The following is an 18,099-nucleotide window of genomic DNA, read 5'->3' on the forward strand; positions in this document are numbered from 1 at the left end:
ATATCGCCAGTCAGCTCTGTTTTGCCGCGGTTGACCAAACGGCGACGACGTGCGGACGCTAGAGAATAGATTCAGTATAGCGGGGAGAAAGCCGATGACCCGACGGGCGACTAGCCGTACCCGTCGGGTGTGATACAGGGGGAGCGTGTTTCGATTATTGTGACAGTGTCACTTTATGATAGTCCATATTCTGCAGGTCCTCCAGCAGCCCGGGGCCAACCGGCTGCCACTGCAAGCGCTCGCGGGTCCATGCCGAGCTGGCGCGCAGGTCAAGGGCGGTAAACGGCGCAAACCAGCCGAACCAGGCGTCGACCTGCGACTCATCCAGGTGGGTCAGCGGCAGGTTTAATCCGTGGGCAATTACCGCGGCAATATCGCGTAACGCGATCCCCTCTTCGGCCACCGCATGATAGCGCTCGCCGGCCGCGCCCTGAAGCAGCGCGCTGACATACAGACGTGCGACGTCATCGACATGGGCGGCTGACCAGCGGTTGCTTCCCTCGCCGCGCAGGGCTACCGCCCCGTTGGCGACCGCGCGTTCGATATAGCAGGTCAGCAGTCCCTGACGCACGGTGTCATGCACCTGCGGTAAGCGGACCACCCTGACATCCACCCCCGCCTCCAGCAACTGCTGGCCGGCGAGCTCTGAGGCGGTGCGCGGGCTGGGGTGCGCTGAGTTGAAGAACGACTCCCGGGCCGGGGCGCCGCTCCCGTCGTCGCCCATCAGCGTGCCGGAGGTGATCACCAGCGGCCGCGTGCTGCCTCGCAGCGCCTGGCCCAGGGCCAGGATCGCCTGGCGGTCTTTCTCGCAGTTAGCGGCAAAGCGGCTGAAGTCGTGGTCGAAGGCGGTATGGATCACCGCGTCGGCGTTCCCGACGCCAGCCAGCAGCGACTCCGGGGCATCCAGCGTGCCGCGATGCACCTCGGCGCCGGCCGCCTTCAGGGCCTGTGCGGTGCTCTCGCTGCGCGCGAGGCCGATAACCTGATGGCCCGACGCCTGCAGCGCCGGAAGAATACGTGAGCCGATAAATCCGCTCGCGCCGGTAAGAAATATACGCATCATGGATCTCCTGAATGGGTTTCAGGCGTATCCTACCTGCGATGTCATACTATAAAAGTAGAGACATTATCGGGGTATAAATTCTAACAGGCAGAAACCACAGGCAGATGATGAACACTTCTGACAACCATGCTTTAGGCGATTTTCTCCGCGCCCGCCGCCAGCGTCTCGATCCGGCAACGTTTGGCTTCCCGGCGGGACGCCGGCGCACCCCGGGGCTGCGCCGCGAAGAGGTCGCGCAGCTCGCCAGCATCAGCCCGACCTGGTATACCTGGCTTGAACAGGGGCGCGGTGGGGCGCCTTCCCGCGAGGTGCTGGAGCGGATCGCCCGCGGTCTGCGGCTGACCACCCCGGAGCGCGAGCATCTGTTTATTCTCGCCTTTGGCCATCCGCCGCAGACGCGTCTGACGGTGACGGATGATATGACGCCGCGGCTGCAGCGGGTGCTTGACGCTTTCACCATTCCGGCGATTATCCGCACCGCCAGCTGGGACGTCATCGCCTGGAACGCGCCGGCGGCCAGGGTGCTGACCGACTACAGCCAACTGCCGCTGGCGGAGCGCAACGTGCTGCGCCGCCTGTTTACCCGGCCGGAGGCCCGCTGCACTCTGGAAGACTGGCAGAGGGTGGGGCAGCTTATCGTCAACGCCTTCCGCGCCGACGTCACGCGGATGGGCGCCACGAAAGAAACTGACCAGTTGATCGCGGAGCTCAGCCAGCAGAGCGTCGAGTTCGCCCGTTTCTGGCAAAGCCATGACGTCGCCGGCCACGGCGAGGGCTATAAGCGCATTAATCACCCGCAGATGGGTCCGCTCGACCTGGAATTTACCTCCTTTGCCGTGGAGGGCCGTCCCGATCTTTCCCTGCTGGTCTTTAATCCGGCAACGACGGAAAGCCAGCGGAAAATTCACGGTTTACTTCAGGGGGCGGGATCCGCGCCTGAGGAGAGCTGAGGGGTAAATTCATACAGCACCAGCGCATTGCTCTGCAGCGAGTCGATCCGCAGCCAATAGCCATCGAGCCTGGCTTCATCCACGCTGAGCGCCGGACGGGCCTGATGCATCAGCCACTGATAATCCTCGGCGTCAGGGCCGCTGCGGCTGCGAAAGGCGTCCACCAGCGGGAACAACGCGCCGTGGTGCTGATCGAACAGGTGCTGTTTGATGCGCCAGCTGCCATCCAGGCCCTGCAGCCGCACGCTGTAGGGCTGGCTGAAGCGCTGGATAAAGGCCGCTTCGCTGGAGAGCCAGGGATTGTAGACCACCGTATTGCGCAGCAGCAGCTGGTAGTGACCCTGGTGGTGGAGCAGCAGCAGGTTTTTATCGTGAACCAGGATCTCGCCGCGCAGCCGCCGCCAGAGCCAGAGTACCCAGTAAACCGGGCGCGGCAGGCCGTGCAGATAGTGCAGCGCCAGGCTGGAGGTATCGAGCTTGCCGTTGGCGCGAGCTTCGCCCTGGAGGCCTGAATTTAACCAGAAGNCCGCCAGCCAGACCTGGTCCGCCACCCCCAGTAGATTATCCATCAGCAGCGCGCCGCGAAAAAAGCGGCCGTTGGTATCCCGTGTATCGCCGGTCAGCGTATTCCAGGAGAGCAGCCACAGCGGCAGGTTGAGCTGACGCTGGCGCAGGGCGCTGTGGATCTGCCGCAGCTTGTGCAGCGGATAATGTTCGCTGGAGGCCAGGCGGCGGCTGTCTGCCTGGGCCAGATCCAGCTGTTCGTTGGCATCTGCCTGGCAGGCGAGAAAATCCGCCTCTGCCAGCAGCGGCGAGTGGAACAGCGGATCGTTCCCGGGATCGCTGGGAGCAAAGCGGTGCCAGATCCCCAGCTGCGGCTGCGGCAGCAGGCGATGAAGGACCCCGCGCTGCTGCCGCCAGGCGGCCTGGCGCGCAGCTTCGCTGGCCTGCGGCGACCAGTGCCAGACAAAGCGCCAGCTGTTGAGCGTGGCTGGCGGAAAATGGTTGGCGGCGAGCTGCAGGAAGCGCTGCAGCAGGTCACTGCGGGTGGTGACGCCGGTGTGCAGGATCACCTGCCAGCCCATCGCCGCCAGCCAGCTAAAAATCTGCTGCAGGTTGTACCAGCAGGCGTAGCCGGCCATCTGCGGATCGTCCCAGCCGGTGCCGAACAGCCGACTGCTGAGAAAGGGATCGTTGATATCGATGGCATACACCGGCAGGGCGTGGTGCAGCTGTTCGAGTTCCCGGCGCACATCTGCGCGCAGCAGATCGTCCAGTTCGCGCACGGTCACCACCATCCGGGTATGGCGCAGCGCTACGGGGCGCGCTGGACGATCGCGCAGATTGATCTCCCGGGTCTGCGGTGGGTTGATCGGCAGGGGGGGGCTTTCCCGGTCGCGTGGTTCCGGCTCATTGAGTCGCGCATACAGTCGGTCGGCCGCCACCGGCTGCCAGCGATCGGCCTGCGGCGGGCGCGGTCTGGCAAGCTCCAGAGGATGCTGTTCACGATACTGGCGCGGCGTCACGCCGTGCTGGCGCTTAAACAAATCGCTCATCATTCGCGTACTGGCGAATCCCTGTTCGCGGGCGATTTGCTGGACGGTTTTGCGGGTGGTTAATAGCTGGTCGGCGGCGTGGCGCAGGCGCAGCGCGGTGAGGTACTGGACAAAACTTACCCCGACCTCTTTGCGAAATAAGCGTGACAGCCAGGCCTCGGAGACAAATTCCGCGGCCGCCACCTCCTGCAACGAGAGGCGACGCTGATAGTTAGCGTCGATCCGCGCCACCACGCTGGCTATTCTCCGGCTCCATTTTTCGGTATCGCGTCGGGGCGTGGAGGCGATGGGCTGGCTAAAGCGCGTGGCCAGCAGCAGCGCTATCTCACTCAGCCAGCGGTTGGCCTCCAGTCGGTAATGGCCAGGATGATTGACCAGGCCGCTCACCAGCAGCTGGCGCATCAGGCGGCGCAGGCCGTCATCGGCATCCCGGGTGCGCGGCGTTATCTGGTAATCGACGGCAAAAAAGGCATTATCGAGGCGGGCCAGCCAGCTGGCGGAGAGGGTGAGGATCATCACGGCGTTGGCCCCGGCGCTGCGCAGGCTCCAGCGACGGTTGCGGTTAACGATCGCCAGCCCGTCGGCGGCGAGCGGCTGCGACGCACCTTCGGCCACCGCCAGATTTACGCTTCCCTCCAGTACCCACAGCAGCGTCAGCAGATCGCTTTCCGGCTGGGTCAGCTGACGCACATCGCGTACGGTGACGCTAAAGTCGCCTGCATGGTGCTCCACATGACTCTCCTCTGTAGACAAAAAACAACCGGTTGTTTTTTGTCATAACCGATATGTATGAAAAACACTCATTGATTTTTCGTCAATATAAAACAAAAAAGCGCGCCTGCAAGCTGAGCCACCCGCATAAACTCGAAAGTGTCGTGCAAACACAACACAGGAATAACAAAAATGACACATCCGTTGCTAGAAGCATTGCAGGTTAACGAGGCGCAATTTATTGCTCTGCGTCGTCGGTTCCACCAGCAGCCGGAGATCGGCTTTGAAGAGCACCAGACCAGCAGCGAGGTCGCCCGACTGCTTGGCGAGTGGGGATACGAGGTTCACCGCGGCCTGGCGGGCACCGGAGTGGTGGGCACGCTGCGCGTCGGCGAGGGGAAAAAACGCCTTGGCCTGCGGGCGGATATGGATGCCCTGCCGATGCAGGAGCGGAGCGGTAAGCCGTGGGCAAGCCAGGTTGAAGGGCGCTTTCACGGCTGCGGCCATGACGGACACACCACCACGCTGCTCTACGCGGCTGAATATCTGGCGCGCACACGCCAGTTTAACGGGACGCTGCAGCTGATTTTCCAGCCCGCGGAAGAGTTGCTGTACGGTGGGCGGGTAATGGTCGAGGACGGTCTGTTTGACCAGTTCCCCTGCGACGCCATCTTCGGCCTGCACAATATGCCGGGTCAGCCGCTGGGTAAAATCGGCCTGCGCGACGGGGCGATGATGGCCTCCTCCGATACGCTGCATATTGAAGTGAAGGGCGTTGGCGGCCACGGCGCGGTGCCGGAGCATACGGTGGATGCCACGCTGGTGGCCTGCCATATTACCCTCGCGCTGCAGTCCATCGTCTCGCGCAATATCACCCCGTTTGAGCCAGCGGTGGTGACCGTCGGCAGCATCCAGGCCGGACATGCGCCCAATATCATTAACGATCACGTGCTGATGAAGCTCACGGTGCGCACCCTCAATGAGCAGGTGCGCGAGACCGTACTGCAGCGGATCCATGATATCGCCGTGGCCCAGGCGGAGAGCTTCAATGCCACCGCCACGCTGACCCACGTCAACGGCAGTCCGGTGTTGCGTAACGATCCGGCGACGAACGCCATGGTGCGGGAGGTGGCGACAGCGCTGTTTGGCGCAGAGCAGGTGGGCGAGGTGAAGCCGTTTATGGGCAGTGAAGATTTTGCCTTCATGCTGGAGCAGCACCCGCATGGCAGCTATTTCACCATCGGCGCTGGCGATGAGCCGGATCGCTGCATGGTGCATAACCCGGGGTATGACTTCAACGACGCGCTGTTGCTGACCGGCGCGGCGCTGTGGTGTGGCCTGACGGAACGCTATCTGCGCTAATCACGAGAAACGGGAGGGCCATGCGATGAGCACTGTCACAATAAGCGACACCCCGTTTGTCGGCAACGATCGCCTGCTGGTGGGGATTGTGTTAAGCGTTTTAACCTTCTGGCTGTTCGCCCAGTCGGTGATTAACGTGGTGCCGGCGATGAAAAGCAGCCTTGATATCTCTCTTGAAACCTTAACTCTGGCCGTCAGTCTCAGCGCGCTGTTCAGCGGCTGCTTCGTGGTCGCCAGCGGCGGCCTGGCGGACAAGTTTGGCCGGATGCGGATGACCACCCTCGGGCTGGGGCTGAGTATCGTCGGCAGCGCCATGCTGGTGGTCGCTCAGGGACCGGGGCTGTTCCTGGCCGGCCGGGTGCTGCAGGGGCTGTCGGCAGCCTGCATTATGCCGGCGACGCTGGCGCTGATTAAGACCTGGTATGAGGGGCGTGCGCGGCAGCGGGCGGTCAGCTTCTGGGTCATCGGCTCGTGGGGCGGCAGCGGTCTCTGTTCCTTCGTCGGCGGGGCTATCGCCACCGGTCTGGGCTGGCGCTGGATCTTCGTCTTCTCGATCGCCGTTGCCCTGCTGGCGCTGTTTTTGCTGCGCGGCACGCCGGAGAGCCGCAGCGCCAGCGCCAGCCAGCATAAGCTGGACGTCGGCGGTCTGCTGAGCCTGATTGTTGCGCTGGTGCTGGTGAATCTGTTTATCAGCAAGGGCCACGGCTGGGGCTGGAGCAGCCCGCTGTCGTTGACCATGCTGGCCGGGGCGCTGGCGGCGGGGACGATATTTATCCGCAACGGCATGCGCAAAGGCGAGGCGGCGTTGATTGATTTTGCGCTGTTCCGCAATCGGGCCTACGGTGCGGCGGTGCTGTCGAACTTTCTGCTCAATGGGGCGATTGGCACCATGATGATCGCCAGCATCTGGCTGCAGCAAGGGCACCACCTGACGCCGCTGGAGAGCGGGATGATGACCCTCGGCTATCTGGTGACCGTCCTGGCGATGATCCGGGTCGGCGAGAAGCTGCTGCAGCGCTATGGCGCCCGGCTGCCGATGATGGCCGGTCCGGTGTTGACCGCTATCGCCATCGCGCTGATATCCTGCACCTTTCTCGAAAAGACGCTGTATATCGGGGTGGTGTTCGCCAGCAACGTGCTGTTTGGCCTCGGGCTGGGCTGCTACGCCACGCCGTCGACGGATACCGCGGTGGCCAATGCCCCGGAGAACAAAATCGGTGTCGCCTCGGGGATCTATAAGATGGGCAGCTCGCTGGGCGGGGCGATGGGTATCGCCGTGACAGCGTCACTTTTCGCGCTGTTTTTACCGCTGGGCATGGCCCATGCCGCCCAGTATGCCCTGTGGTTTAACGCCGTCTTATGTCTGGGGGCGATGGCGGTGAGCACGCTGCTGCTGCCGCGCGCCTCTCACAGCTGATGCTTTTTCAGCAGCGCGCGGAGCTGGTGATAGGTTAATCCCAGCAGCTCCGCCGCCTGCTTCTGATGATACTTCGCCTGCTCCAGACTCCGCTGCAGCAGGCGTTTTTCCTGCTGGAGCTGGAAATCGCGCAGATCCAGCGGTAGCGCGGGCAGCTCATCGCCGGGCGCGGCTTCCGGCGGAGAGCCGGGGGACTGACGAAAAGGGTTAATAATAATCGCGTCCAGCTCATGTTCGCTGTCGCCGTGGCGATACACCGAGCGCTCAACGACGTTCTTCAGTTCGCGAATATTCCCCGGCCAGCGGTAGCCGAGCAGCGTCGCGGTCGCTCGTTCGCTAAAGCCGGGAAACAGCGGCAGACCGAGTTCGCGGCACATCTGGATGGCAAACTGGTTGGCGAGCAGCATGATGTCGCTCTGCCGGTCGCGCAGCGGGGGGAGCTGTACCACGTCGAAGGCCAGGCGGTCGAGCAGGTCGGCGCGAAAATGACCTTCCTCGACCATCTGCGGCAGGTCAGCGTTGGTGGCGCACACCAGCCGGACGTTAACCTGCAGCGGCTGGCTGCCGCCCACGCGCTCCAGCTCGCCATATTCAATCACTCTTAACAGCTTCTCCTGCACCAGCATTGGGGCTGTCGCCAGCTCATCGAGAAACAGCGTCCCGCCGTCGGCGCGCTCGAAGCGCCCGGGATGGCGCTTGCTGGCCCCGGTGAAAGCCCCGGCTTCGTGGCCGAACAGCTCCGAGTCGAGCAGATTATCGTTCAGCGCCGCGCAGTTCAACGAGATAAACGGCCCCTGCCAGCGGCTGGAGAGGTAGTGGAGACGGTTAGCGATAAGCTCTTTCCCGGTGCCGCGCTCGCCGATGACCAGCACCGGTTTATCCAGCGGGGCCAGCCGGGAAACCTGTTCCAGCACCTCGAGAAAGCTGTTGGCCTCGCCCAGCAGATTATCCTTGTACTGCGCCATGATGAATTTCGCCATTAAGTAGTGTAATTAACCAGGTGACTGTAGCAATGCCCAGCACGTTTCGCAACCACCCTGTTTAAAATCAATAAGATAAAAAGTTGGCACGCCATTTGTATTAGCTAAGCCACAGGTGAATGCCTGAAACCAGAACTATGAGGATTGAAATTATGGGTATTTTTTCTCGTTTTGCCGACATCGTGAACGCCAACATCAACTCCCTGCTGGAGAAAGCGGAGGACCCGCAAAAGCTGGTGCGTCTGATGATCCAGGAGATGGAAGACACGCTGGTTGAGGTGCGTTCGACATCGGCCCGCGCGCTGGCGGAAAAGAAACAGCTGTCCCGTCGTATTGAGCAGGCGGTCGCCCAGCAGGCGGAATGGCAGGAAAAAGCCGAGCTGGCCCTGCGCAAAGAGAAAGAAGATCTGGCCCGGGCGGCGCTGATCGAAAAACAAAAGCTGACCGACCTTATCGCTCAGCTGGATCATGAAGTGCAGCTGGTCGATGAAACGCTGGCGCGCATGAAGAAAGAGATTGGCGAGCTGGAGAACAAACTCAGCGAAACCCGCGCCCGTCAGCAGGCGCTGGCGCTGCGCCATCAGGCGGCGAGTTCGTCCCGCGATGTGCGTCGCCAGCTGGACAGCGGTAAACTGGATGAGGCGATGGCGCGCTTTGAATCCTTTGAGCGTCGCATCGATCAGATGGAAGCGGAAGCGGAGAGCCACCGCTTTGGCAAGCAGCAGACGCTGGATCAGCAGTTTGCCGAACTGAAAGCGGACGATGAAATCAGCGAGCAGCTGGCGGCGTTGAAAGCCAAAATGAATCAGTCCAACCAGTAAGTATGATTGCGCGGCGCGGCGTTGCGCCGCGGCTCACCCCCTGTAAGGAGTACACATGAGCATGCTTTTTCTCGCCATTCCGCTGACGCTGTTTGTGCTGTTTGTTCTGCCGGTCTGGCTGTGGCTGCACTACAACAATCGCGGCGCCAACGGCAGTCTGACGCAAAATGAGCAGCAACGGCTGCTGCAGTTGACCGATGACGCGAAGCGGATGCGCGAACGCATTCAGGCGCTGGAAGCGATCCTGGACGCCGAACATCCGAACTGGAGGGACAAATAATGGCCGGGCTGGATCTGAATAAAAAACTGTGGCGTATCCCGCAGCGCGGGATGGTAAAGGGCGTCTGCGCGGGCATTGCTCAGCATCTTGATGTCCCGGTGAAGCTGGTGCGTCTGATTACCGTGCTGGCGATGATTTTCGGCCTCTTTTTCTTTGTCCTGGTGGCCTACATCATTTTGACTTTTGCTCTGGATCCGATACCGGACAGCGAGCTGTACGGTCATAAAGCGCCGAGCAATGGCGATCTGCTGGCCGCCGTGGATGCCGAACTGGCCTCCGGTGAACAGCGTCTGCGTGAAATGGAGCGGTATGTGACCTCCGACACCTTTACGCTGCGCAGCCGCTTTCGCCAGCTGTAAACCCTGTTTTTAACGAATGAGGCAACGCATGAATAGCAAATGGCAACGCGCCGGGCAGCAGGTGAAGCCCGGTCTGAAAATCGTCGGTAAGCTGGCGCTGCTGACCGCGCTGCGTTATGGCCCGGCGGGCGTTGCCGGCTGGGCGGTTAAATCGGTCGCGCGTCGGCCGCTGAAAATGCTGCTGGCGGTGGCGCTGGAGCCGCTGCTCAGCCGGCTGGCCAACCGCGTCACGCGCGGGATGAAATAATGCCGCCGTGGGGAAGGCGCAAAAGGATTAACGTTGTCCTGCTTATCCCCGGCAGATAGCTTATGATGACGAGACATACCTTCAGGGCATAACGGACTGGCGATGAAGCGACTGAAAACTGAATTGAATGCGCTGGTCAACCGCGGGGTTGACCGGCATTTACGTCTGGCGGTGACCGGCCTGAGCCGGAGCGGTAAAACGGCGTTTATCACCGCGCTGGTCAACCAGCTGTTGAATATCCACACCGGCGCCCGCCTGCCGCTGCTGAGCGCCGCACGCGAAGAGCGGCTGCTCGGCGTCAAGCGCGTGCCGCAGCGGGACTTTGGCATTCCCCGATTCACCTACGACGAAGGGCTGGCCCAGCTGTACGGCCAGCCCCCCATGTGGCCAACCCCGACGCGCGGGGTGAGCGAGATCCGTCTCGCGCTGCGCTACCGTTCGAATGACTCCCTGCTGCGCCATTTTAAAGATACCTCCACGCTGTATCTGGAGATTGTCGACTATCCGGGCGAGTGGCTGCTCGACCTGCCGATGCTGGCGCAGGATTATCTGAGCTGGTCGCGACAGATGACCGGGCTCCTGCAGGGACAGCGTGCGGAGTGGTCGGCCCGCTGGCGGCAGCTGTGCGCCGGGCTGGATCCGCTAGCCCCTGCCGACGAGGCTCGGCTGGCGGATATCGCTGCCGCCTGGACGGACTATCTCCACGCCTGTAAGCGTGAAGGGCTGCACTTTATCCAACCCGGGCGCTTTGTCCTGCCCGGAGAAATGGCGGGCGCGCCGGCGCTGCAGTTTTTCCCGTGGCCCGACGTCGACGCCGTCGGCGAAGCCAAGCTGGCGCAGGCCGATAAACACAGCAACGCCGGCATGCTGCGCGAACGCTACAAATACTATTGCGAAAGGGTGGTGAAAGGGTTCTACAAAGAGCACTTCCTGCGCTTCGACCGGCAGATTGTGCTGGTGGACTGTCTGCAGCCGCTCAACAGCGGGCCGCAGGCGTTTAACGATATGCGCCTGGCGCTGACCCAGCTGATGCAAAGTTTCCATTACGGGCAGCGCACCTTGTTCCGCCGGTTGTTTTCGCCGGTTATCGACAAGCTGCTGTTTGCCGCTACCAAAGCCGATCACGTCACGATCGATCAGCACAGCAATATGGTGTCGCTCCTGCAGCAACTGATTCAGGACGCGTGGCAGAACGCCGCCTTTGAAGGGATCAGTATGGATTGCCTGGGGCTGGCGTCTATTCAGGCGACCCAGAGCGGGCTGATTGAGGTGAATGGCGAGAAAATTCCCGCCCTGCGCGGCAATCGCCTGAGCGACGGCCAGCCGTTGACCATCTATCCCGGTGAGGTGCCGGCGCGCCTGCCGGGCCAGGCCTTCTGGCAGCAGCAGGGATTTCAGTTTGAAAACTTTCGTCCGCAGGTCATGGATGTCGATCGGCCTTTGCCGCACATTCGTCTCGACGCGGCGCTGGAATTTTTGATTGGAGATAAACTGCGATGAGCGAACCGTTAAAACCGCGGATTGATTTTGATGGGCCGCTGCAAGCGGAGAAAATTCCGCCGCTGAAAGGCGCTCGCGCCTTCGACACCCTGGAGGCGGACAACTTCGCGCCAGCGCGGCTGGTGACCGGCGAAGAGGAAGAGGGGGCGGCGGAAGCGGTGGTGGAGTCGGTCCTGCGACCCAAACGCAGCCTGTGGCGGCGGATGGTCAGCGCCGGACTGGCGATCTTCTGCGTCAGCGTCGTGGCGCAAGGCGTGCAGTGGACGGCTAACGCCTGGCAGACCCAGGACTGGATTGCGCTGGGCGGCTGCGTCGCCGGGGCGCTGATCGTCGGGGCCGGCGTCGGTTCGCTGGCCACCGAGTGGCGCCGTCTGTGGCGACTGCGCCAGCGCGCCCACGAACGCGATGAAGCGCGCGATATGCTGCACAGTCACGCGGTCGGTAAAGCGAAAGCGTTTTGTGAGAAGCTGGCGCAGCAGGCCGGGCTGGATCAGTCGCATCCGGCGCTGCAGCGCTGGTATGCCGCGATCCACGAAACGCAAAGCGATCGCGAAGTGGTGAGCCTTTATGCGCAGCTGGTGCAGCCGGTGCTCGATGCCCAGGCGCGGCGGGAAATCAGCCGTTCGGCGGCGGAGTCGACGCTGATGATTGCCGTCAGCCCGCTGGCGCTGGTGGATATGGCGTTTATCGCCTGGCGGAACCTGCGGCTGATCAACCGAATTGCCACGTTGTACGGCATTGAGCTCGGGTATTACAGCCGTCTGCGACTGTTTCGCCTGGTGTTGCTCAATATCGCTTTCGCTGGCGCCAGCGAACTGGTGCGCGAGGTGGGGATGGACTGGATGTCGCAGGATCTGGCGGCCCGGCTGTCGGCGCGCGCCGCGCAGGGCATTGGCGCCGGCCTGCTGACCGCCCGTCTCGGGATCAAGGCGATGGAGCTGTGCCGCCCGCTGCCGTGGATCGCCGATGATAAACCGCGACTCGGCGATTTTCGGCGCGAGCTGATTGGGCAGTTGAAAGAGACCCTGCAGAAAAGCAAAACCCGCCCGGAGAAGTAACCTCCGCTCAGAGACATTGCCGGGCGGCGGCTTCGCCTTGCCCGGCCTTCGACGTCAAGCTCTGGCACGCGCACCCTGGCAATATTCGATTAGGCGCATTCCGCCGCCAGCCACTCGCTGAAGGCGCGAAAGCGCGGGCGGGAACGGTTCTCCTGCGGACAGATCAGGTCATAGCCAAAGGGCGAGGGCGCTTCATTTTCAGACAAGGCCACCAGCCTGCCTGCGTCGAGCAGCGGCTGGATCAGCGTTTTACGCCCCATCACCACGCCGAGTCCATTGAGCGCCATCTCGATGGCCAGCGAGTGGTTATTCACCGCGTAATACCGGCCGTCAAAAGGTAACGCCTGTCCGCTGTGCTGGCACCACAGGCGCCATTCCGCAAATTGATCCTGTACGTCGGTGGATTCGCACGCATGGATCCAGACGAGCGCCGCCGGGTCGCCGCCGCTCAGCGGACGATACTGCTGGCGATAACGCGGGGAGCAGACCGGGAGCAAACTTTCCGCCATCAGCCGCTGTTGATAAAGATCGGGGTAGCGCGTAGCGCCGTAGTAAATTGCCAGATCCACCCGCTCCTCGTTAAAATCCATCACCCCGGCGCGCACGCGAAACTGCAGATTCAGTCCCGGCCATTGCGCCTGAAAGCGCGGCAGACGCGGCATCAGCCACAGATGGGCCAGCGTCGGCGCAATACCAATATGCAGTGTGCCGCGCAGATCCTGATCGCGAATATCCTCAATTTCATCGTTAATCGCCCGCAGCGAATGGCTTAACGTCGCCAGCAGCCGCTTACCTTCCTCTGTCAGCGCCAGTTTACGCGTCATGCGGATAAACAGGCGAAACCCGATGTGCATCTCCAGCCTGCGGATCCGATGGCTGACCGCTCCCTGGGTAAGGTTCATTTCATGCGCGGCAAGGGTAAAGCTCAGGTGGCGGGCGGTCACCTCAAAGGTCTGCAGCAGCGCAAGGATGCTTTGTTGCTCAAGCACAGATTGTCTCCCTTATGCATTAATTGAGTTCATGCATAGGCCGATTTAATTCGTTTGTTAGGCCAGTTTTGCCGGTTTTAAATAGTTATATCGTAACTAAACCGAGGTATACCATGTCAGGACTCAAAATTGTGGTGATTGGCGGTGGCTCCAGCTACACCCCGGAACTGATTGAAGGTTTGCTCAACCGCTATCACGAAATGCCGGTCGCTTCGCTATGGCTGGTGGACATTGAAGAGGGCAAAGAGAAAGTCGAGATTATCGCCGGACTGGCGCGGCGAATGATCGCCAAAGCCGGGCTGACTATTGAAGTGGTGGCCACCCTTGACCGGGAAAGCGCGCTGCGCGATGCCGATTTCGTCTGCTCGCAGTTTCGCGCCGGCTGCCTTGACGCCCGGATCAGCGATGAACGTATCTCCCTCAAGTATGGCTTGATCGGCCAGGAGACCAATGGCCTTGGCGGCTTCGCCAACGCCTGCCGCACCATTCCCATCGCCCTGGAGATCGCTGCCGATATGGAGCGACTGTGTCCCGACGCCTGGCTGCTGAACTTTACCAACCCGTCGGGGATGGTGACCGAAGCGATCCTGCGCCACAGCCGCATCAAAGCCGTCGGCCTGTGTAACGTGCCGGTGATTATGCAAAAAGGGATAACCACTCTGCTGCAATGCGCTGACGAAAAAGAGGTGGTGATGCAGGTCGCCGGCCTGAACCACTTTATCTTCGTGCGCCAGATCCTGCACAAAGGTAAAGAATGGCTGCCGGAGGTGATAGCCGAGATCAACGCCGGTCGGGATCCGCTGGTGCCGCGCAACATTTCGCCGTTCCGTTGGCCGTCGCATCTGCTGCAGGGCTTAGGCATGATCCCCTGCGCCTATCTGCGTTATTACTACATGAAAGACGATCTGCTGCGCCAGGAGCTGGCGGAGGCGGGCGGCGAAGGAACCCGCGGGGAAGTGGTTAAGCAGCTGGAAAAAATCTTGTTTGACCAGTACCGCGACCCGCACCTGGCAGTCAAACCGAAGGCGCTGGAAGGGCGCGGCGGCCAGTACTATTCCGAGGCGGCCTGCGAGCTGATGAATGCCATCTACAACGACAAGCGGATTATCATGCACGTCAATACGCGTAATAACGGCGCCATCAATGGCCTGCCGGATGACTGCGCGGTAGAGGTCAGCTCGCTGATTACCGCTTCTGGTCCGCTACCTCTCAATGTGGCGCCGTTCCCGGAAGATACCCTGCGTTTGCTGCAGCTGATGAAATCATTTGAACGGCTGACTATCGAGGCCGCGCTCACCGGCAACCGCCACACCGCATGGCGTGCTCTGATGCTGAATCCGCTGATCGTCAGCGGCGAGAAGCTCGAACTGGCGTTGGATGAGGTGATCGCTGAGAACCGTCAGCGGCTGCCTGCTTTCCACGCCTGACCCAAGACTCACCGGCCGCCTGGCCGGTGATTTAACCACTGACCGTCTGACTTTACGCCACAGCGCCCATTTTTCCGCCACACTGTCAATAATTGTTGACAGTTAGCTTCCCGAAAACCCATTCCTGGCCTATTATTCTCCCGTCATTGGCACTTTTAGGGTGAACACTCCCATGCGTCTTGAAGTCTTTTGTGAAGACCGTCTCGGTCTGACTCGTGAATTGCTCGATTTGCTGGTGCTGCGTGGTATTGACCTGCGCGGTATCGATATTGACCCTATTGGCCGAATTTACCTCAATTTCGCCGAACTGGAATTCGCCACGTTCAGCAGCCTGATGGCTGAGATCCGCCGTATCGCCGGCGTGACGGACGTGCGCACCGTGCCGTGGATGCCGTCTGAACGTGAACACCTGGCGCTCAGCGCGCTGCTGGTAGCGATGCCGGAGCCGGTGCTGTCGCTGGATACCAAAGGTCGGGTGGAACTGGCGAACCCCGCCAGCTGCCTGCTGTTTGGCCAAAGCCAGGCGAAGCTGCGTAACCACCCGGTGGCCCAGCTGATCGCCGATTTTAACGTTCAGCGCTGGCTGGAGAGCAGCCCGCAGGAGACGCATGCGGAGCATGTGGTGGTGAATGGGCAGAACTACCTGCTGGAAGTGACTCCGGTCTATCTGGAAGGCGAGCATAACGAGCGAGTGCTGACCGGCGCCGTGGCGATGTTGCGCTCAACCGTGCGCATGGGACGCCAGCTGCAGACCATGACCAGCCAGGATACCAGCGCCTTCAGTCAGATCCTCGCGGTGGGGCCGAAAATGCGCCACGTGGTGGAGCAAGCGCGCAAGCTGGCGATGCTCAGCGCGCCGCTGCTGATTGTCGGCGACACCGGCACCGGTAAAGATCTGCTGGCCCATGCCTGCCATCTGGCCAGTCCGCGGGCGGGCAAACCCTATCTGGCGCTCAACTGCGGCTCCATTCCCGAGGACGCGGTCGAGAGCGAGCTGTTTGGCGACGCGCTGCAGGGCAAGAAGGGCTTCTTCGAGCAGGCCAACGGCGGCTCGGTGCTGCTGGATGAAATTGGCGAGATGTCGCCGCGCATGCAGACCAAGCTGCTGCGCTTTCTCAACGACGGCACCTTCCGCCGCGTTGGCGAGGATCATGAAGTGCACGTCGATGTGCGGGTGATCTGCGCGACGCAGAAAAACCTGATCGAGCTGGTGCAGAAAGGGCTTTTCCGCGAAGATCTCTACTATCGCCTCAACGTCCTGACGCTGTATCTGCCGCCGCTGCGCGATTGCCCGCAGGACATCATGCCGCTGACGGAGCTGTTCGTGGCCCGCTTTGCCGACGAGCAGGGGATCCCGCGGCCGAAGCTCTCTGCCGATCTCAGTACGGTGCTTACCCGCTACAGCTGGCCCGGCAACGTCCGCCAGCTGAAGAATGCCGTCTATCGCGCACTGACCCAGCTGGAAGGATTTGAGCTGCGTCCACAGGACATTCTGCTGCCGGACCATGACGTCGCCTCGCTGCCGGTGGGCGAGGAGGCCATGGAAGGGTCGCTGGACGACATCACCCGCCGCTTTGAGCGCTCGGTGCTGACCCAGCTCTATCGCAGCTACCCCAGCACCCGTAAGCTGGCGAAGCGGCTGGGGGTGTCGCATACCGCCATCGCCAATAAGCTGCGTGAATATGGTCTGAGTCAGAAAAAGGGCGACGAATAATCCCGCCAGGCCGGCGACTCACGTCGCCGGCATCCCGGCCTGCAAAGCGGGCCAAACCTGTATATACTGGTTTTTTAATCCTTTTTCCGGGGTGGTGCATCTTGGCGTCGCGTCGCGCGATCGGGCACTGGCTGATATTGCTGCTGCTCTCTGTTCTCTTTTCCTCGCTGCTGTTACGAATACACCTGCCGGCAGCGCTGCTGCTGGGGCCGCTGATCGCCGGTCTCATTTTGAGCCTGCGCGGGGTGAAGTTGAGCATCCCTCGCCCCTGTTATCTGGCGGCGCAGGCCATCGTCGGCTGCATGATCGCCCGGGCGATTAATCCCTCTGTTTTTGGCGTGCTATTCAACAACTGGGCGCTGGTGCTGGCGATCCTGTTGACCACCCTGGCGATAAGCGGCCTTACCGGCTGGCTGCTGGTCCGCTACAGCGCGCTGCCGGGCGCCACTGGCGCCTGGGGAAGCTCTCCCGGCGGCGCGTCGGCAATGGTGGTGATGGCCCAGGAGTACGGGGCCGATGTGCGGCTGGTGGCGCTGATGCAGTATCTGCGGGTGCTGTTTGTCGTCGGCGCGGCGGCGCTGGTGGTGCGCTATGCCCTGGGCAATGAAGCACAGGAAATGACTCAGGATATTGTCTGGTTTCCATCGTTGACCCTGAATTTCCCTTTCACGCTGCTGCTGACGGCGGTGGCCTGTTGGCTGGGCATGCGGCTGCGCATCCCCTCCGGGGCCATGCTGCTGCCGATGCTGCTTGGCGCCCTGGCCCAGGGCGGCGGCTGGCTGATGCTGGAGCTGCCGGAGTGGCTGCTGGCGATGGCCTATGCGGTGCTGGGCTGGACGGTGGGGCTCCAGTTTAATAAAGCCATTTTTCTGCTGGCCCTCAAGACGCTGCCGCAGATTATCGCCTCCATCCTCGGACTGATCCTGATGTGCGCCCTGATGGCCCTTGCCCTGACCCACATTCTGCAGATGGACTTTATGACCGCCTATCTGGCCACCAGCCCCGGCGGGCTGGACACGGTGGCGATTATCGCCGCCGGCACCCGGGCGGACATGTCGTTTATTATGGCGCTACAGACGCTGCGGCTGTTTACCATTTTGCTGACCGGCCCGGCGATGGCGCGGGCTATCTCCCGCTATGCGCCGCGGCAATAAAAAGCCCTCGCAGAGCGAGGGCTGGGCAGATCGAATGTCCGCGAGCGCGACGCGCCCGGGCAATCTGTTATCAGGCTTTCAGGGCGGCCAGCGCGGCGTCGTAGTCCGGCTCTTCGGTGATTTCGTTCACCAGCTGGCTGTAGACGACCTGATCGTTTTCATCGATTACGACCACCGCACGCGCAGCCAGGCCAGCCAGCGGACCGGTGGCGATGGCGACGCCGTAGTCAGCGAGGAAGGACGCGCCGCGCAGCGTGGACAGGGTGACCACATTGCTCAGGCCTTCTGCGCCGCAGAAGCGGGACTGGGCGAACGGCAGGTCAGCGGAAATGCACAGCACTACGGTGTTGTCCAGTTCAGCGGCCAGCTGGTTGAATTTACGCACTGATGCGGCACACACGCCGGTATCAATGCTCGGGAAAATATTCAGTACTTTACGTTTGCCGGCGTACTGGCTCAGCGCGACGTCAGAGAGATCTTTGGCGACCAGCGTAAACGGCTGCGCTTTAGC

The 18,099-nt window shown here is 61.8% G+C and carries 16 protein-coding genes and 1 pseudogene (1 of these 17 only partly in view); 12 read left to right on the forward strand and 5 right to left on the reverse strand.

Going from position 1 to position 18,099, the window contains the following annotated elements; all coding sequences use genetic code 11:
- Positions 1 to 154: 154 nt before the first annotated feature.
- Entirely contained in the window at positions 155 to 1,063 is a 909-nt protein-coding gene (locus tag VZP09_RS06565; protein ID WP_020802465.1) for an SDR family oxidoreductase, read from the reverse strand.
- Between the two features lie 107 nt (positions 1,064 to 1,170).
- Between VZP09_RS06565 and VZP09_RS06570 the strand changes: the two genes are divergently transcribed.
- A complete protein-coding gene (locus VZP09_RS06570; RefSeq protein ID WP_004140254.1) occupies positions 1,171 to 2,013 on the forward strand; it encodes a helix-turn-helix transcriptional regulator in 843 nt (280 codons plus the stop codon).
- On the opposite strand, the gene VZP09_RS06575 is transcribed toward VZP09_RS06570, so the two are convergent.
- Positions 1,980 to 4,301, reverse strand: a complete 2,322-nt coding sequence (locus tag VZP09_RS06575; RefSeq protein WP_328794968.1) for a helix-turn-helix domain-containing protein — start codon at positions 4,299 to 4,301, stop codon at positions 1,980 to 1,982. The two genes, VZP09_RS06570 and VZP09_RS06575, sit on opposite strands and share 34 nt — an antisense overlap.
- A 171-nt stretch (positions 4,302 to 4,472) precedes the next feature.
- On the opposite strand from VZP09_RS06575, the gene VZP09_RS06580 reads away from it, so the two are divergent.
- Positions 4,473 to 5,642, forward strand: coding sequence for a M20 aminoacylase family protein (locus tag VZP09_RS06580; protein ID WP_032414811.1), 1,170 nt, complete (start codon positions 4,473 to 4,475; stop codon positions 5,640 to 5,642).
- 25 nt (positions 5,643 to 5,667) lie between these two features.
- Entirely contained in the window at positions 5,668 to 7,059 is a 1,392-nt protein-coding gene (locus tag VZP09_RS06585; RefSeq protein ID WP_032438531.1) for an MFS transporter, read from the forward strand.
- On the opposite strand, the gene pspF is transcribed toward VZP09_RS06585, so the two are convergent.
- The gene (pspF, locus tag VZP09_RS06590; protein WP_004148137.1) at positions 7,050 to 8,039 is read right to left on the reverse strand and encodes a phage shock protein operon transcriptional activator; all 990 of its coding nucleotides are present in this window, start codon (positions 8,037 to 8,039) and stop codon (positions 7,050 to 7,052) included. The two genes, VZP09_RS06585 and pspF, sit on opposite strands and share 10 nt — an antisense overlap.
- Before the next feature lie 152 nt (positions 8,040 to 8,191).
- Between pspF and pspA the strand changes: the two genes are divergently transcribed.
- The 6 genes from pspA (at position 8,192) to VZP09_RS06620 (ending at position 12,304) form a co-directional block, all read left to right on the forward strand.
- Positions 8,192 to 8,860, forward strand: coding sequence for a phage shock protein PspA (pspA, locus tag VZP09_RS06595; protein ID WP_002901908.1), 669 nt, complete (start codon positions 8,192 to 8,194; stop codon positions 8,858 to 8,860).
- Positions 8,861 to 8,915: 55 nt separating this feature from the next.
- Positions 8,916 to 9,140 carry an envelope stress response membrane protein PspB gene (pspB, locus tag VZP09_RS06600; RefSeq protein ID WP_002901911.1) on the forward strand — a complete coding sequence of 75 codons (225 nt, stop codon included), beginning with the start codon at positions 8,916 to 8,918 and terminating at the stop codon, positions 9,138 to 9,140.
- Positions 9,140 to 9,499, forward strand: a complete 360-nt coding sequence (gene pspC / locus VZP09_RS06605) for an envelope stress response membrane protein PspC (protein ID WP_002901913.1) — start codon at positions 9,140 to 9,142, stop codon at positions 9,497 to 9,499. The genes pspB and pspC overlap by 1 nt, the downstream gene beginning before the upstream one ends.
- 28 nt (positions 9,500 to 9,527) lie before the next feature.
- A complete protein-coding gene (gene pspD / locus VZP09_RS06610) occupies positions 9,528 to 9,746 on the forward strand; it encodes a phage shock protein PspD (RefSeq protein WP_002901915.1) in 219 nt (72 codons plus the stop codon).
- A gap of 102 nt (positions 9,747 to 9,848) precedes the next feature.
- On the forward strand, positions 9,849 to 11,246 hold the full coding sequence (locus VZP09_RS06615; RefSeq protein ID WP_002901917.1) for a YcjX family protein: 1,398 nt from the start codon (positions 9,849 to 9,851) through the stop codon (positions 11,244 to 11,246).
- Positions 11,243 to 12,304 (forward strand): TIGR01620 family protein, encoded by a 1,062-nt coding sequence (locus VZP09_RS06620; RefSeq protein ID WP_032414813.1) that lies wholly within the window; start codon positions 11,243 to 11,245, stop codon positions 12,302 to 12,304. Before VZP09_RS06615 ends, VZP09_RS06620 begins: the two co-directional genes overlap by 4 nt.
- Before the next feature lie 89 nt (positions 12,305 to 12,393).
- On the opposite strand, the gene VZP09_RS06625 is transcribed toward VZP09_RS06620, so the two are convergent.
- Positions 12,394 to 13,263 carry a LysR substrate-binding domain-containing protein gene (locus VZP09_RS06625; protein ID WP_223174956.1) on the reverse strand — a complete coding sequence of 290 codons (870 nt, stop codon included), beginning with the start codon at positions 13,261 to 13,263 and terminating at the stop codon, positions 12,394 to 12,396.
- Positions 13,264 to 13,406: 143 nt separating this feature from the next.
- On the opposite strand from VZP09_RS06625, the gene VZP09_RS06630 reads away from it, so the two are divergent.
- From VZP09_RS06630 to VZP09_RS06640, 3 genes are all read left to right on the forward strand, one after another.
- Positions 13,407 to 14,720, forward strand: coding sequence for a 6-phospho-beta-glucosidase (locus tag VZP09_RS06630; protein WP_032414814.1), 1,314 nt, complete (start codon positions 13,407 to 13,409; stop codon positions 14,718 to 14,720).
- 172 nt (positions 14,721 to 14,892) lie between these two features.
- Positions 14,893 to 16,434, forward strand: coding sequence for a transcriptional regulator TyrR (tyrR, locus tag VZP09_RS06635; RefSeq protein WP_002901979.1), 1,542 nt, complete (start codon positions 14,893 to 14,895; stop codon positions 16,432 to 16,434).
- Between the two features lie 101 nt (positions 16,435 to 16,535).
- Entirely contained in the window at positions 16,536 to 17,588 is a 1,053-nt protein-coding gene (locus VZP09_RS06640; protein WP_004176450.1) for an AbrB family transcriptional regulator, read from the forward strand.
- 70 nt (positions 17,589 to 17,658) lie between these two features.
- Here VZP09_RS06640 and tpx read toward each other — a convergent pair.
- Positions 17,659 to 18,099: pseudogene (gene tpx, locus VZP09_RS06645) on the reverse strand (thiol peroxidase); it runs 62 nt beyond the window's last position.

It is taken from the genome of Klebsiella sp. EMBS2024, from assembly GCF_036233805.1.
GTDB classification, from domain to species: Bacteria; Pseudomonadota; Gammaproteobacteria; order Enterobacterales; family Enterobacteriaceae; genus Klebsiella; species Klebsiella pneumoniae.

Excerpts from the sequence above, each read along its gene's own strand:
- pspD (WP_002901915.1), top strand. The coding sequence starts at position 9,528 with ATGAATAGCAAATGGCAACGCGCCGGGCAGCAGGTGAAGCCCGGTCTG.
- VZP09_RS06620 (WP_032414813.1), top strand. The coding sequence starts at position 11,243 with ATGAGCGAACCGTTAAAACCGCGGATTGATTTTGATGGGCCGCTGCAA.
- VZP09_RS06585 (WP_032438531.1), top strand. The coding sequence starts at position 5,668 with ATGAGCACTGTCACAATAAGCGACACCCCGTTTGTCGGCAACGATCGC.
- VZP09_RS06580 (WP_032414811.1), top strand. The coding sequence starts at position 4,473 with ATGACACATCCGTTGCTAGAAGCATTGCAGGTTAACGAGGCGCAATTT.
- tyrR (WP_002901979.1), top strand. The coding sequence starts at position 14,893 with ATGCGTCTTGAAGTCTTTTGTGAAGACCGTCTCGGTCTGACTCGTGAA.
- pspB (WP_002901911.1), top strand. The coding sequence starts at position 8,916 with ATGAGCATGCTTTTTCTCGCCATTCCGCTGACGCTGTTTGTGCTGTTT.
- VZP09_RS06630 (WP_032414814.1), top strand. The coding sequence starts at position 13,407 with ATGTCAGGACTCAAAATTGTGGTGATTGGCGGTGGCTCCAGCTACACC.
- VZP09_RS06615 (WP_002901917.1), top strand. The coding sequence starts at position 9,849 with ATGAAGCGACTGAAAACTGAATTGAATGCGCTGGTCAACCGCGGGGTT.
- pspA (WP_002901908.1), top strand. The coding sequence starts at position 8,192 with ATGGGTATTTTTTCTCGTTTTGCCGACATCGTGAACGCCAACATCAAC.
- VZP09_RS06570 (WP_004140254.1), top strand. The coding sequence starts at position 1,171 with ATGAACACTTCTGACAACCATGCTTTAGGCGATTTTCTCCGCGCCCGC.
- pspC (WP_002901913.1), top strand. The coding sequence starts at position 9,140 with ATGGCCGGGCTGGATCTGAATAAAAAACTGTGGCGTATCCCGCAGCGC.
- pspF (WP_004148137.1), bottom strand. The coding sequence starts at position 8,039 with ATGGCGAAATTCATCATGGCGCAGTACAAGGATAATCTGCTGGGCGAG.
- VZP09_RS06565 (WP_020802465.1), bottom strand. The coding sequence starts at position 1,063 with ATGATGCGTATATTTCTTACCGGCGCGAGCGGATTTATCGGCTCACGT.